Here is a 14,471-nt window from a genome sequence, read left to right as displayed (position 1 = left end):
TGTCGATCTCCGTGTCTCTTCATCTTTTCAAGGGGGCGGGAGGTTGAACGCCTCCTCTGTGGCAGGCGGCGGGCCGCGCGAGCGGCCCGCCTGATCGGGTTGGCTCAGTGGTCGAACGCGACGACGAGGCGGCGCCATGCCCCGTCCCGCGCATCCTGCTCGACGCGCGCGCCGCGCATCGCAACCGGGCCTTGCAGCGACGCGGGCAGCAGGATCTCGATGCGGTGGGCCGGGCGTACCAGGCGGCCGTCCCAGCGGACCGACACGCCGAGCACGCCCGACGCCTCGCGGCCGGTCTCGATGCGCCACAGTCCGTATTCGCCGTCGCGCCACGCTTCCGTCTCGCCGTCGTCCTCGATGCATTCGCCGTATGCGACGCCGTCCTCGATGCGCGGTGCGACGAGGAAGCCGCGCGTGTCGGCGCGCGCACCAAAATGCTGTTCGGCGACGTTCAGCGGCAGCACGCGGCCTTCGCGCAGCAGCATCACCGGCGTGTCGAGCGGCGCGGGCAGCGTCACGCTCGCGCCGCCGTCGAACGACTGCGCGCTCGCGCAGCACGTCCAGCGTGCGCCCGACGGCAGGTACACCGTGCGTTCGGTCTGGCCGGGCTCGACGACCGGCGCGACCAGCAGCGCGTCGCCGAGCATCATGTCGTCGCAGGCGTCGTAGCAGCGCGCATCGCCGGGGAAATCGGCGAGGGTCGGCCGCAGCACGGGCTCGCAGCGTGTCGTCGACAGCCACAGCAGGTGATAGAGGTAGGGCAGCAGCCGGTAGCGCTGCTTGATCAGCGCCGCGACCTGTGCGGTGATCTCCGGGTACATCCACGGTTCGTTGACGGTGCCGTCGTCATTCCACGAATGAATGCTGAAGCGCGGCATGAAGATGCCGAACTGCACCCAGCGCAGCAGCAATTCGGGCGACGGCGCGGGGCCGGAGAAGCCGCCGATGTCGTGGCCGATGTTCGACACGCCCGACAGCGCGAGCCCGAGGCCCATCTTCAGGTTGTAGCGCAGCGTCTCCCACGACGTGGTGTTGTCGCCCGACCACGTCTGCACGTAGCGCTGCATGCCGGCGCCGCCGGAGCGCGACACGAGGAACGGCCGCCGCGCCGGCGCATGCGCGCGCTGCGCGTCGCGCGACGCGCGCATCATCAGCATCGTCTGCAGCACCTTCGCTTCGCGCGCCGGAAACGGCTGGCCGAAACCGTGCGCGATCGCGTCGGGCGACCAGATCTCGTATTCGTTGTTGTCGTTCCAGGTCGATTCGATCCCGTATTCCAGCAGCGCCGACGTGACCTGCTCCTGCCACCACCGGTAGGCGTCCGGCTGCGTGAAGTCGATGTACGCACCGACTTCGTCCCAGAACTGCACCCACGCGGGCTCGCCCGATGCGGAACGGATCAGCAGCCCGCGTCGCGCGGCGTCGTCGAAGGCCGGGTGGTCGCGCAGCAGGCACGGCTTGATGTTCGCGCACAGGCGGATGCCGTGGTCGCGATAATGCTGCACGAAACCCTTCGCGTCGGGAAACTTGTCGCGGTTCCAGTTGAACACGTAGCGCTTCGCGCCGATCGACGTATAACCCGACGACAGGTGGAACGAATCGCACAGGATGTCGTGCTCGTCGCACTGCTCGACGAACCGGTTCATCTGCTGCTGCGCGTCCGGCGCGTCGGTGTAGCTCATCGTCGAGCCCGAATAGCCGAGCCCCCATTTCGGCGTGCGTGCGGGGCGCCCGGTCAGCGACGTGAAGCGCCGCGCGGCCGCGAGCGGCGTAGCGGGCGACGCGATGAAGTAGTAGTCGAGATCGCCGTGCTCGGCGACGAAATAGCGATAGAGCCCGTGGTAGTTGTCGAGCTCGCGGCCCATGTCGAACGCGCAGTCGGACAGCGTGTCGTAGAACAGCCCGAACCCCTGGCACGCATCGGGCGACCACGTGATGTAGAACGGAATGTGCTTGTACAGCGGGTCCGTGTGCTTCGCGCTGTAGCCCATCGCGTCGATGTTGCGCATCTCGAAGCGCGCGCCCGTGCGGTCGAGTTCGCCCGCGCGTTCGCCGAGGCCGAATACCTTGTCGCCGCGCTCGCGGGCGACGTAGTGATACGCGCGATCGTCCCACCAGCCGAAGTTGTATGCCTGCGTCGCGCGGTCGGCGAGCGCGATGCGCCATGTGCCGTCCGCGCCGCGCATCGACCACGTGCAATGGCCGCCTTGACGGCGCACCGCGAGCCGGACCTGCGCGGTTTCGATGCGTACGGCGTCGTCGTCTTCGACGAAGTCGTAGTGGGGCAGCGCGAAGCCGCTCAGGTCGAGGCGGTCGCGCCCGTCGAGCGGCACGTCGTCGAGGCCCGGCGCGATCGTCCACGTGCGCGGGGTGCGCGCCGTCGCGTCGGGCAGCACGCGCACTCGCACGATGTCGTCCTCGAGCACGAAGATTTCGACGGTGGCGCCGGTATCGGCTGCGAGCAGCACGCGGTTTGCGTGGTGGCTGGCGACGCGGAACACGGGCGGATGAAGAAGCGAAGTCATGAATGCGATTCCTGGTGAAAACGGAGGTCAGGCGTGCTGCGCGAGCAGGCGTTCCTGCTTCGACTGCCCGCGGATCAGCAGCGCGAGCAGCGTGACGCCGATGAGGTCGAACAGGCCGAGGCACGCGAACAGCGGCGCGTAGCCGATCTTGTCGGCGAGCGCGCCGACCAGCAACGAGAAGCCGAGGCCGCCGATCCACGCGGCCATCCCGGCGAAGCCGCTCGCCGTGCCGACTTCCTCGGGATCGAACACGTCGGCCGACAGCGTGTTGACGAGCGCGGAGATCATCTGGTGCGCGAAGCCGCCGACGCAGAACAGCGCAATCGCCGTGTACGGCGACGACACGAGCCCGATCATCGCGGGCCCGAGCATCAGTACCGCGCCGAGCGCGACGCCGGCGACGCGCGACCACACGAGCGGCAGCTTGAAGCGATTCGCGAGGTACGGCGACAGGTAGCCGCCCGCGATGCCGCCGAGGTCGGCCGCGAGAAACGGCATCCACGCGAATACGGCGATCTGCGTGAGCGGCATGTGGCGCTCGGTCGCGAGGTACAGCGGAATCCAGAAGCTGAAGGTCTGCCACGCGGGTTCCGCGAAGAAGCGCGGCAGCGCGATCGCCCAGAAGCGCCGTGCGGTGACGACGTCGCGGATGCGGCGCTTCGACACCGGCGGCATCGTCGCCTGGCCGTCGCGGATCAGCGTGCGTTCCCGCAGCGTGATGCGCGGATGGTCGGCCGGGGAGCGGTACTGCGTGTACCAGAGCGCGGCCCAGACGAACCCGAGCGCGCCGGTGACCATGAACGCGGCCTGCCAGCCGAACCGCATCGAGATGAACACGACGAGCGGCGGCGCGATCGCGGCGCCGAGCGACGTACCCGCGTTGAAGTAGCCGACCGCGACGGATTTCTCGCGATCGGGAAACCATTCGGCGACGGCCTTCATCCCCGACGGAATCGCGGCGGCCTCGAACAGCCCCAGAAAGCCGCGCAGGATGCCGAGCGACAGCCAGCCGGATGCGAAGCCGTGCGCGACGCCGACCACCGACCACAGCATCGCGAACAGCGCGAACCCGAGCCGCAGCCCGATCAGGTCGACGATGAATCCGCACACCGGCTGCATGATCGTGTAGCCGATCTGGAACGCGCCGACGATGTACGAGTACTGCTGCGTCGAGATCGCGAACACCTGCTTGAGCTCGGGCGCGAGCACCGCGAGGGAATTCCGTGCGAGGTAGTTGAGGATCGTGCCGAGACACACGAGCACGATGATCCACCAGCGCAACGCCTTGACTGTCTTCACTGCTGTCTCCTGTCAGGGAGGGCGGCGCGCGGCGCCTGCCCGGTCCATGAGGGCCATCCGGAGGAATGGCTTGTTTCGTTTTTGATTCGTACGATGTCCGATCTTGATGTGCGCCGGCTTTCCCGGTTCATATCGAAATCAAGGTGTTCGAGCGAACATTTCGCCGTCATCGAGTTGCGATGTTATCTGACGACTGATCATTTTCGAACATCCTATGTTCGAATGCGAATCCGGTCAACGTGAATCTGCATTCGTACGAACGTACTCGGGGTTTTCCCGATGGGCGCGCGGCGACCGCGAGCGGCGGCGCGGGGCGCTCGCCCGTCAAAGGCCCGTGCGGCGGGGCCGACCGCTCGTCCGAACGGTCGACGGACGCAGGATGAACTGCGACAACCCGGATGAAAATTTATTTCTTTTCTGTTGGCGGATTGTGTAAATTCATTTTCATCGAACCTTGCAACAACCCTTCGCATGACGCCTCTCGTTCCGCCCGATGTCAGTCACGACGAACCCGCGATCGCCGAGCGGATCGCGGCGGCGATGCCGTTGATGACGCCGATTCACCGGCGCATGGGCGAATTCGTGCTCGCGAACCCGTTTCGCGCGGCGACGATGCGGATCGACGAACTCGCGCAGGCCGTGAATGCGTCGATCGCCACCGCGAACCGCTTCGCGAAGGCGCTCGGTTTCGACGGCTATCCGGCGATGCGCGCGGCGCTCGTGCGCGGCTTCGAGGCCACGCTCGGGCCGGTCGAACGGCTGCGTTCCGCGCAGGAGCAGGAATCCGGCGTACGCGACGCGGTCTGGATCGATGCGGTATTCGACCAGGCTGTCGCCAACATCGAGAACACGCGCGCGCAACTGGACGCGGCCGACGTCGAGGCGGCGGTCGAGGCGATCGTCGGTGCGCGACGCGTGCTGATTCTCGGCGCGGGGTCGAGCGCGTTTCTCGCCGGGCTGATCGAGCACGGCCTGTCCGTCTGCCATGACAGCGTGCAGTCGCTCGCGCTGCTCGGCGGGCCTTCGCACGCGGCGCGACGCCTGTACACGGCCGATTCGCGCGATCTCGTGATCGCGCTCGCGTTTCCGCGCTACGTGAAGGACACGATCGAGCTGGCCCGCCGTGCGGCGGCGCGCGGCGCGCGCGTGCTCGGCATCACCGACGGCCCGCAATCGCCGCTCGCGCCGATCGCGTCGCTGAACCTGTACGTGAAGGCCGAGCGACGTTTCGCGGCCACGTCGGAAGCGGCCGTGCTGACGATGATCGAGGCGCTGATCGATGCGGTTGCGCTGCGCACGCACCGATCCGCGAAATCCGCGGCCGAGATGACCGAATTCCTGCTGCCGTGGCTCGTGCAGCCGCAAGCGGCGCTGCCGGCCGCCAACCCTTCTTCCCCCCGTCCGAAAAAATCATGACTTCACCCGCGATCGTCGCGATTCACGGCGGCGCAGGCACGATCCTGCGCGAAGCGATGGATACCGACACCGAACGCCAGTACCGCGCCGAGCTCACCGCGATCCTGCAGGCCGCGCAACAGGTGCTGGCCGACGGCGGCAGCGCGCTCGACGCGGTGACCGTCGCGGTGCGGATGCTCGAGGACTGTCCGCTGTTCAACGCCGGGCGCGGCGCCGTCTATACGGCCGAAGGCAAGCACGAACTCGACGCGGCGGTCATGGACGGCGCGACGCTCGGCGCCGGCGCGATCTGCTGCGCGACCCGCGTGCGCAATCCGGTGCTCGCCGCACGGCGCGTGATGGAGGCGAGCGAGCACGTGCTGTTCGCCGGCGCGGGCGCCGATGCGTTCGCGGCCGCGCAAGGGCTCGAACTCGCCGAACCCGGCTACTTCGACACCGAAGCGCGGCATGCGCAGTGGGTCAAGGCGCGCGCGGCGGCCGGCATGATGCTCGACCACGATGCGGCCAGCTTCGCGTTCGGCGGCGCCGCACAGGCCGCCGAGCCGCTCGATCCGGACCGCAAGCACGGCACGGTCGGCGCGGTCGCGTGCGACCTGAACGGTCACGTCGCGGCGGCGACGTCGACGGGCGGCATCACGAACAAGCAGCCGGGGCGCGTCGGCGATTCGCCGATCATCGGCGCCGGCTGCTATGCGGACGACGCGACCTGCGCCGTTTCCGCGACAGGCACCGGCGAGATGTTCATCCGGCTCGCGACCGCGCATGACGTGGCCGCGCAGCTCGCGTATCGCGGCGCGTCGCTCGCGGACGCCGCGCACGACGTCGTGATGAACAAGCTGCCGCGCCTCGCGGGCCGCGGCGGGATCATCGCGGTCGACGCACGGGGCAACGTCGCGATGCCGTTCAACACCGAAGGGATGTACCGCGGCTACGCGCGCGTCGGTGAAGCGCCGGTCGTCGGCATCTACCGCGACGATGCGGCCTGATTGCGGATCGCACGAGGAGAGACGCCATGACTTCGAGCCGTAACCCGTCGCCCCTGGCGCTGCCCGAGCAGCGCGTGGTGGCCGTCGACGACCTGTCGGTCACGTTCCGCCGCGAAAACGCGACGTTCGACGCGGTGCGCAACGTGTCGTTTCACGTCGATCGCGGCGAGACGCTCGCGATCGTCGGCGAATCGGGCTCGGGCAAATCGGTCACGTCGCTCGCGCTGATGCGGCTCGTCGAGCACGGCGGCGGCGAGATCACGAGCGGCCGCATCGCGTTCCGGCGACGTGGCGGCGCGCTGGTCGATCTTGCGCGGGCCAGTGCCGCGACGATGCGCGGCATCCGCGGCGCGGACATCGCGATGATCTTCCAGGAGCCGATGACGTCGCTGAACCCGGTGTTTACGGTCGGCGACCAGATCAGCGAGGCGATCGCGCTGCACCAGTCGAAGAGCGCGGCCGAAGCACGCGCGGAAGCGCTGCGGCTGCTCGATCTCGTGCGCATCCCCGAAGCGCGCCGCGTGTTCGCGCGCTATCCGCACCAGCTGTCGGGCGGGATGCGGCAGCGCGTGATGATCGCGATGGCGTTGTCGTGCCGGCCCGCGCTGCTGATCGCCGACGAGCCGACGACCGCGCTCGACGTGACGATCCAGGCGCAGATCCTGCAACTGGTGCGCGGGCTGCAGGACGAAATGAACATGGGCGTGATCTTCATCACGCACGACATGGGCGTGGTGGCCGAAGTGGCCGACCGCGTGCTCGTGATGTATCGCGGCGAGAAGGTCGAGGAGGGCGAGTCGGACCGCATCTTCGCGACGCCCGCGCATCGCTACACGCGGGCGCTGCTCGCGGCCGTGCCGCGGCTCGGTTCGATGCAGGGCACCGACGCGCCCGAGAAATTCCCGTTGCTGAAGGTGGACGGCACGAACGCGCCGGCCATGGCCCCGACCACGGCGTCCGCGGCGAACGACGCGCAACCGCCGGTGGATCATGCCGCGCCGCCGATCCTGCGCGTGCGCGATCTCGTCACGCGTTTTCCGGTGAAGAGCGGTGTGTTCGGCCGCGTGTCGCAATACGTGCATGCGGTCGAGCGCGTGAGCTTCGAGCTGCGCGCGGGCGAGACGCTCGCGCTCGTCGGCGAATCGGGCTGCGGCAAGTCGACCACCGGCCGCTCGCTGCTGCGCCTCGTCGAATCGCAGAGCGGCTCGATCGAATTCGACGGCCGCGACATCAGCGCGCTGAAGGGCCCGGACCTGCAGGCGCTGCGCCGGAACATCCAGTTCATCTTCCAGGACCCGTTCGCGTCGCTGAACCCGCGCCTGACCGTCGGCTTCTCGATCATGGAGCCGCTGCTCGTGCACGGCGTCGCGAGCGGCCGTGAAGCACAGGCGCGCGTCGACTGGCTGCTCGACAAGGTCGGCCTGCCGCCGGAAGCCGCGCGCCGCTATCCGCACGAATTCTCGGGCGGCCAGCGCCAGCGCATCGCGATCGCGCGGGCGCTCGCGCTGAACCCGAAGGTCGTGATCGCCGACGAGTCGGTGTCGGCGCTCGACGTGTCGGTGCAGGCGCAGATCGTCAACCTGATGCTCGACCTGCAGCGCGAGCTGGGCGTCGCGTACCTGTTCATCTCGCACGACATGGCGGTGGTCGAGCGCATCAGCCATCGCGTCGCGGTGATGTATCTCGGCCAGATCGTCGAGATCGGCCCGCGTCGCGCGGTGTTCGAGGCGCCGCAGCATCCATACACGAAGAAGCTGATGAGTGCGGTGCCGGTGGCCGACCCCGCGCGCCGGCATGCGCCGCGCCAGCTCGCGGCGGACGAGATTCCGAGCCCGATCCGCGCGGCCGGCGACGAGCCGGTCGTCGCGCCGCTCGTCGCGGTCGGTCCCGATCATTACGTCGCGACGCATCGTGTCGGCGGTGCGTATTGAGTGATGAAACCGTGCGTTGCGATGACGGCGCACGAACCAGCAGGCAGTCGAAACCGAAACGCCCGTGAGGCGTCACCGATTCACCGATAGGAGCCCAGCAACATGAACAAGCAGCATCCGTTTCCGATGTTTCGTCCGCGCGCATGCTTCGTCGCGCTCGCCGGCGCGTTCGCGCTGTCGGCCGCGGTGCCCGCGTTCGCGCAGCAGACCGCGGTGATGGCGGTGGACTCGACCTTCACGACGATGGACCCGTACGACGCGAACGACACGGTGTCGCAGGCGGTCGTCAAGTCGTTCTACCAGGGGCTGTTCGGCTTCGACAAGGACATGAAGCTCGTCAACGTGCTCGCGACCGGCTATGAAGCGAGCCCCGACGCGAAGACGTACACGATCAAGCTGCGCTCGGGCGTGAAGTTCCACGACGGCACCGATTTCAACGCGGCGGCCGTGAAGGCGAACTTCGACCGCGTGACCGATCCCGCGAACCACCTGAAGCGCTACAACATGTTCCGCGTGATCGAGAAGACCGAGGTGGTCGATCCGACCACGGTGAAGATCACGCTGCGCGAGCCGTTCTCGGCGTTCATCAACACGCTCGCGCACCCGTCGGCCGTGATGATCTCGCCGGCCGCGCTGAAGAAGTGGGGCCGCGATATCGCGCTGCATCCGGTCGGCACCGGGCCGTTCGAATTCGTCGAGTGGAAGCAGACCGACGACCTGAAGGTGAAGAAGTTCGCCGGCTACTGGAAGAAGGGCTATCCGAAGATCGACGCGATCGACTGGAAGCCGGTGGTCGACAACAACACGCGCGCGGCGCTGATGAAGACGGGCGAGGCCGATTTCGCGTTCCGCATTCCGTTCGAGCAGGCGGCCGACCTGAAGAGCAACCCGAAGGTCGACGTCGTCGAGCGGCCGTCGATCGTGCAGCGCTACGTGTCGCTGAACATGCTGCAAAAGCCGTTCGACAACCCGAAGGTGCGCCAGGCGCTGAACTACGCGGTGAACAAGGAAGCGCTCGCGAAGGTCGCGTTCTCCGGTTTCGCGACGCCGTCGACCGGCGTGGTGCCGCAGGGCGTCGATTATGCGACGAAGCTCGGCCCGTGGCCGTACGATCCGGCGAAGGCGCGTGCGTTGTTGAAGGAAGCCGGCTATCCGAACGGTTTCGAGACGACGCTGTGGTCCGCGTATAACAACTCGACGTCGCAGAAGGCGATCCAGTTCGTGCAGCAGCAGCTCGCGCAGGTCGGCGTGAAGGTGCAGGTGCAGGCGCTGGAAGCCGGCGAACGCGTCGCGAAGGTCGAGAGCGCGCCGGATCCGGCGAAGGCGCCGGTGCGGATGTACTACATCGGCTGGTCGTCGTCGACCGGCGAAGCGAACTGGGCGATCACGCCGCTGCTGGCCGGCGCGTCGGCGCCGCCGAAGCTGGTCAACACCGCGTACTACAAGAACGACACGGTGGACGGCGACCTGACGAAGGCGCTGGAGACGGTCGACCGCGCGAAGAAAGCCGAACTCTACGCCGATGCGCAGAAGCAGATCTGGGCCGACGCGCCGTGGATCTTCCTCGTGCAGGAGAAGATCGTGTATGCGCGCAGCAAGCGGCTGCAGGGCGCGTACGTGATGCCGGACGGCTCGTTCAACTTCGACGAGATCTCGCTGAAATGACGGCGGTTTGCCCGCCACGCAGTGCCGGCGGCGCGAGCCGCCGGTGCGCTGATTCGATCGGTGTCCCATGCTGAATTTCCTCGTCAAGCGCCTGTTCGGCCTGCTGCCCACGCTCGCGATCGTCGCGGTGCTGGTGTTCCTGTTCGTGCATCTGCTGCCGGGCGACCCGGCGCGGCTCGCGGCCGGCCCCGAAGCCGACGAGGCGACCGTCGCGCTCGTGCGCGCCGATCTCGGGCTCGACCGGCCGCTGCCGGCGCAATTCGCGCGTTTCTTCGCGAAGATCGCGCACGGCGATTTCGGCGTGTCGACGCGCAGCAAGCGGCCGGTGTCGACCGAGATCGGCGAGCGCTTCATGCCGACGCTGCTGTTGACGCTCGTCAGCATGGGGTGGTCGACGCTGTTCGGCATGGCGATCGGCATTGCGTCGGCGGTCTGGCGCAATCGCTGGCCCGACCGGCTCGGCATGACGCTCGCGGTGTCGGGCATCTCGTTTCCGGCATTCGCGCTCGGCATGCTGCTGATGGAGATCTTCTCGGTGAAGCTCGGCTGGCTGCCGGTCGTGCCGGACGGCACGTGGAAGAGCTACGTGCTGCCGTCGCTGACGCTCGGCGCCGCGGTCGCGGCCGTGATGGCGCGCTTCACGCGCGCGTCGTTCGTCGAGGTGCTGAACGAGGACTTCGTGCGCACCGCGCGCGCGAAGGGCGTGCACGAGCCGATGGTCGTGCTCAAGCACTGCCTGCGCAACGCGATGATCCCGGTCGTCACGATGATGGGGCTGCAGTTCGGCTTCCTGCTCGGCGGTTCGATCGTCGTCGAGGTCGTGTTCAACTGGCCGGGGCTCGGGCGCCTGCTGGTCGACGCGGTGACGATGCGCGACTACCCGGTGATCCAGGCGATCGTGCTGCTGTTCTCGCTCGAATTCATCCTGATCAACCTGACCGTCGACGTGCTGTACGCGGTCATCAACCCGACCATCCGGTTCAAGTGAGGCCAGCATGAACGCGACTGTCCAGCCCGCGGCGCCGGCCGCACCGACCGCGATCCGCACGCCGTGGCGCGAATTCTGGCGCAAGTTCCGCAAGCAGACCGTCGCGCTCGTCGCGGGCGGCTTCGTGCTGGCGCTCGTCGTGCTCGCGTTCGTCGGCCCGCACATCGTGCCGTTCGATCCGGAAAACTATTTCGACTACGACGCGCTGAACGCGGGGCCGTCGGCCGTGCACTGGTTCGGCGTCGATTCGCTCGGCCGCGACATCTTCAGCCGGATCGTCGCGGGCACGCGCATCTCGCTCGCGGCCGGCTTCTTTTCGGTGGCGCTCGGCGCGGTGATCGGCACGTTCTTCGGGCTGCTCGCCGGCTACTACGAAGGCTGGTGGGACCGCATCACGATGCGCGTCGCCGACGTGCTGTTCGCGTTCCCGGGCATCCTGCTCGCGATCGGCGTGGTCGCGATCCTCGGCAACGGGATGATCAACGTGATTTGCGCGGTGGCGATCTTCAGTATCCCTGCGTTCGCGCGGCTCGTGCGCGGCAACACGCTGATGCTCAAGCACATGACCTACGTCGAGGCCGCGCGCAGCATCGGCGCGTCCGACTGGACGATCATCATGCGGCACATCCTGCCGGGTACCGTGTCGTCGGTCGTCGTCTACTTCACGATGCGGATCGGCACGTCGATCATCACCGCCGCGAGCCTGTCGTTCCTCGGGCTCGGCGCGCAGCCGCCGACGCCGGAGTGGGGCGCGATGCTCAACGAGGCGCGCGCGGACATGGTGACGGCGCCGCACATCGCCATCTTCCCGAGTCTCGCGATCTTCCTGACCGTGCTCGCGTTCAACCTGCTCGGCGACGGGCTGCGCGACGCGCTCGATCCGAAGCTGGAGCGCCGTTGATGCGGGCTGCGCCGATGTGGACCACGACGCTGCCGGCCGGCCCGCGCGGCACGATCGCCGACGTGCCGGGCGTGACGATCGGCCATTGCACGCTCGACGCCGGCAACGTGCAGACGGGCGTGACCGTCGTGAAGCCGCATCCGGGCGACGTGTACCGCAGCAAGGTGCCGGCGGGGGCGGCCGTGATCAACGGTTTCGGCAAGAGCGTCGGGCTCGTGCAGGTCGACGAACTCGGCACGCTCGAGACGCCGGTCGCGCTGACCAATACGTTCGGCGTCGGCGCGGTCGCCCACGCGCAGATCCGCGCGGCGATCGCCGCGAATCCGCGGATCGGCCGCGACTGGCCGACCGTCAATCCGCTCGTGTTCGAGTGCAACGACGGTTACCTGAACGACATCCAGGCGTTCGCGGTCACCGCTGCGCATTACGACGACGCGTGCCGCGCGGCGTCGCGCGACGTCGCACGCGGCGCGGTGGGCGCTGGGCGCGGGATGTCGTGCTTCGACCTGAAAGGCGGGATCGGTTCCGCGTCGCGCGTGGCCGTCGCGGCCGGCCGCCCCTATACGGTCGGCGCGCTCGTGCTCGCGAATTTCGGCCGGCTGCCGATGCTGACGCTCGGCGGCGTGCCGCTCGGGCGCATCGTCGCGCAACGGCGCGCGGCCGAAGCCGCCCACGCGGCGGCGCCCGAGCAGGGCTCGATCATTCTGCTGCTGGCGACCGACGCACCGCTCGACGCGCGGCAGTTGTCGCGGCTCGCGCGCCGCGCGGGAGCCGGGCTGGCCCGCACGGGCTCCGTCTATGGGCATGGCAGCGGCGACCTCGCGCTCGCCTTCTCGACCGCCTACACGATTGCGCATGACGCATCGACGATCGCGCTGCCGGCCCTCGTGGCCGACGCGGCGCTCGATCCGCTGTTCATGGCCGCGGCCGAAAGCGTCGAGCACGCGATCGCCGACGCGTTGCTGCAGGCGGTAACGGTCATCGGGCGCGACGGCCACGTGCGGCAATCGCTGCGCGACGCGGTGCCCGATCTCGACCGGTGGTTCAACGCATACAACGAAGGACGTTCGACCCTGTCATGAAGATCCTGATTTCGACCGACATCGAGGGTGTCGCCGGCGTATTCGCGACCGAGCAGACGCGTGCCGGCAACCCGGAATACGAGCGCGCGCGCCGCTGGATGACCGCCGAGGCCAACGCGGCGATCGAAGGCGCGTTTGCCGGTGGTGCGCAGGCCGTCTGGGTCAACGATTCGCATGGCGGCTTTCGCAACCTGCTGCCCGACGGGCTCGATGCGCGGGCGCGCGTCGTGCTCGGCAAGCCGCGCACGCTCGGGATGATGACGGGCGTCGAACAGCAGCCCGATCTCGTGTTCATGATCGGCTATCACGCGAAATCGCAGACGCGCGGCGTGCTCGCGCACACGATCAACAGCTTTGCGTTCACGCAGGTGTGGCTCAACGGCGTCGAGCTCGGCGAAGCCGGGCTGTACGGCGCGCTGGCGCGCGAATACGGCGCGCATGTCGCGCTCGCCACGGGCGACGACGTGTTCGCCGAGGAAACGCAGCCGCTGTTTCCGGACGCGCGTTTCGAGACGGTCAAGACGGCCGGCGGCGCATCGAGCGGCGAGACGCTCACGCCGTCGGCGTCGTGCGCGCGGATCGCGGCCGCCGCACGGGAAACGGTCGCACAGGCGCTGTCGTCCGGCCGGCGCGCGGGCGCCCATCGGCCCGCGCCGGCCGCCTGCACGCTGCGCGTACAGACGGTCGCGCTCGCCGACCTGTTCTGCGTGCTGCCGTCGCTCGAGCGCGTCGATGCGGTGACGCTGCGCTTCGACGGCCCGTCGGTCGAGCACGCGGTGCGCACGCTGAACAGCCTGTCGGCGATGTCGTTCATGCTCCGGTGATGCGTGCCGCGACGATGCCGCCGGCGCGCGGCCGGTCAGCCGATCGCGACGGCGCGGGCCGTCGCGGCGAGCAGGAATGCTTCCATTGCCGCAACCAGCGCGAGCGGCGTTTCGTTCATCGGATAATGACCCGCATTGCGCAGCACATCGACGGTGGCGAGCGGATAGCGCCGCAGGTAGGTGCGGGCCATCAGCGCCGCGTCGAACGCCGGATCGTGCTCGCCGATCAGGACCTTTACCGGATGGATGCCCGTGATCGCCGCGCTGAAATCCGTATCGGCCCACGCGCGGAAGTACGCGCCGAATGCCCGCGCCGACGAACAGGCGGCCGAATACGCGGCTTTCCACTCGATCCAGGCGGCGGGCAGCCGGTTGCCGGTGCTGCGGTCGATGATGGTCCGGCGATCGGCGAGGTGATCGGCGGCCCGCTCGAATAGTGCCGTCGCTCGGCCTCGAACGGCAGGCCGCCGCACGGCACAGGGGCGATCGCCACGAGCGCGCGCACCCGATCGGGTGCGATGGCGGCGATCTTCTCGATCGCCATGCCGCCCATCGAATGGCCGACGAGACTGAAGGTCGGGAAGCCGAGCGCGTCGGCGAGCGCGAGCGTGTCGGCGGCGATCTCGTCGATCGTGTAATCGCCGCGGGCGTCGCGCATACGGCCGTAACCTCGGTAGTCCATGAATACATAGCTGAAGCGCTCGCGCGACAGCCACGCTTCGAGCGGTTCGAACGCGTGGGCGTCGCCGAACCAGCCGTGCAGCACGAGAACAGGGTGGGGGCCGTCCCCCACGCGATGAAAGGTATTCGGCATATTCGTTCCGATGAGGTTACCATCCGGCCGACCGGGCCGG

General features: G+C 68.5%; 10 protein-coding genes and 1 pseudogene. 8 read left to right on the top strand and 3 right to left on the bottom strand.

Translation table 11 applies throughout. The annotated features are described in order from the left end of the window. Positions 1-104 precede the first annotated feature (104 nt). Both QZM72_RS09615 and QZM72_RS09610 read right to left on the bottom strand, forming a co-directional pair. The gene (locus QZM72_RS09615; RefSeq protein ID WP_301737950.1) at positions 105-2,525 is read right to left on the bottom strand and encodes a glycoside hydrolase family 31 protein; all 2,421 of its coding nucleotides are present in this window, start codon (positions 2,523-2,525) and stop codon (positions 105-107) included. Between the two features lie 27 nt (positions 2,526-2,552). After that, positions 2,553-3,824 (bottom strand): MFS transporter, encoded by a 1,272-nt coding sequence (locus tag QZM72_RS09610; protein ID WP_301737949.1) that lies wholly within the window; start codon positions 3,822-3,824, stop codon positions 2,553-2,555. Positions 3,825-4,295: 471 nt separating this feature from the next. Here QZM72_RS09610 and QZM72_RS09605 point away from each other — a divergent pair, with 471 nt between their 5' ends. From QZM72_RS09605 to QZM72_RS09570, 8 genes are all read left to right on the top strand, one after another. Beyond that, positions 4,296-5,240: a MurR/RpiR family transcriptional regulator gene (locus QZM72_RS09605; RefSeq protein ID WP_301737948.1), complete on the top strand. Its 945-nt coding sequence runs from the start codon at positions 4,296-4,298 to the stop codon at positions 5,238-5,240. Next, positions 5,237-6,226 carry an isoaspartyl peptidase/L-asparaginase family protein gene (locus tag QZM72_RS09600; protein WP_089469616.1) on the top strand — a complete coding sequence of 330 codons (990 nt, stop codon included), beginning with the start codon at positions 5,237-5,239 and terminating at the stop codon, positions 6,224-6,226. The genes QZM72_RS09605 and QZM72_RS09600 overlap by 4 nt, the downstream gene beginning before the upstream one ends. A 26-nt stretch (positions 6,227-6,252) precedes the next feature. Then, positions 6,253-8,157 carry a dipeptide ABC transporter ATP-binding protein gene (locus tag QZM72_RS09595; protein ID WP_089469617.1) on the top strand — a complete coding sequence of 635 codons (1,905 nt, stop codon included), beginning with the start codon at positions 6,253-6,255 and terminating at the stop codon, positions 8,155-8,157. Between the two features lie 102 nt (positions 8,158-8,259). Then, positions 8,260-9,822 (top strand): glutathione ABC transporter substrate-binding protein GsiB, encoded by a 1,563-nt coding sequence (gene gsiB, locus QZM72_RS09590; RefSeq protein ID WP_301737947.1) that lies wholly within the window; start codon positions 8,260-8,262, stop codon positions 9,820-9,822. A gap of 67 nt (positions 9,823-9,889) precedes the next feature. Next, complete coding sequence (gsiC, locus tag QZM72_RS09585) at positions 9,890-10,810, top strand: glutathione ABC transporter permease GsiC (RefSeq protein ID WP_089469619.1); 921 nt, start codon at positions 9,890-9,892, stop codon at positions 10,808-10,810. A 7-nt stretch (positions 10,811-10,817) separates the two neighbouring features. Further along, positions 10,818-11,711: a glutathione ABC transporter permease GsiD gene (gsiD, locus tag QZM72_RS09580; RefSeq protein ID WP_089469620.1), complete on the top strand. Its 894-nt coding sequence runs from the start codon at positions 10,818-10,820 to the stop codon at positions 11,709-11,711. Further along, the gene (locus tag QZM72_RS09575; RefSeq protein ID WP_301737946.1) at positions 11,711-12,793 is read left to right on the top strand and encodes a P1 family peptidase; all 1,083 of its coding nucleotides are present in this window, start codon (positions 11,711-11,713) and stop codon (positions 12,791-12,793) included. Before gsiD ends, QZM72_RS09575 begins: the two co-directional genes overlap by 1 nt. After that, positions 12,790-13,617 (top strand): M55 family metallopeptidase, encoded by an 828-nt coding sequence (locus QZM72_RS09570; RefSeq protein ID WP_301737945.1) that lies wholly within the window; start codon positions 12,790-12,792, stop codon positions 13,615-13,617. The genes QZM72_RS09575 and QZM72_RS09570 overlap by 4 nt, the downstream gene beginning before the upstream one ends. 35 nt (positions 13,618-13,652) lie before the next feature. Here the strand turns inward: QZM72_RS09570 and QZM72_RS09560 are convergent. After that, positions 13,653-14,431 (bottom strand): annotated as a pseudogene (locus QZM72_RS09560) (alpha/beta fold hydrolase). Positions 14,432-14,471: the final 40 nt, after the last annotated feature.

This window comes from Burkholderia sp. AU45388, assembly GCF_030481585.1.
GTDB lineage: Bacteria > Pseudomonadota > Gammaproteobacteria > Burkholderiales > Burkholderiaceae > Burkholderia > Burkholderia sola.
Note: the sequence above shows the minus strand (reverse complement) of the source record. Positions and strands in the feature narration are given on the sequence as shown.

What these genes read in the sequence shown, in the direction of transcription:
- QZM72_RS09570 (WP_301737945.1), top strand. Translation starts at nt 12,790, where the DNA reads ATGAAGATCCTGATTTCGACCGACATCGAGGGTGTCGCCGGCGTATTC.
- QZM72_RS09605 (WP_301737948.1), top strand. Translation starts at nt 4,296, where the DNA reads ATGACGCCTCTCGTTCCGCCCGATGTCAGTCACGACGAACCCGCGATC.
- QZM72_RS09600 (WP_089469616.1), top strand. Translation starts at nt 5,237, where the DNA reads ATGACTTCACCCGCGATCGTCGCGATTCACGGCGGCGCAGGCACGATC.
- gsiD (WP_089469620.1), top strand. Translation starts at nt 10,818, where the DNA reads ATGAACGCGACTGTCCAGCCCGCGGCGCCGGCCGCACCGACCGCGATC.
- QZM72_RS09575 (WP_301737946.1), top strand. Translation starts at nt 11,711, where the DNA reads ATGCGGGCTGCGCCGATGTGGACCACGACGCTGCCGGCCGGCCCGCGC.
- QZM72_RS09615 (WP_301737950.1), bottom strand. Translation starts at nt 2,525, where the DNA reads ATGACTTCGCTTCTTCATCCGCCCGTGTTCCGCGTCGCCAGCCACCAC.
- QZM72_RS09595 (WP_089469617.1), top strand. Translation starts at nt 6,253, where the DNA reads ATGACTTCGAGCCGTAACCCGTCGCCCCTGGCGCTGCCCGAGCAGCGC.
- gsiC (WP_089469619.1), top strand. Translation starts at nt 9,890, where the DNA reads ATGCTGAATTTCCTCGTCAAGCGCCTGTTCGGCCTGCTGCCCACGCTC.
- gsiB (WP_301737947.1), top strand. Translation starts at nt 8,260, where the DNA reads ATGAACAAGCAGCATCCGTTTCCGATGTTTCGTCCGCGCGCATGCTTC.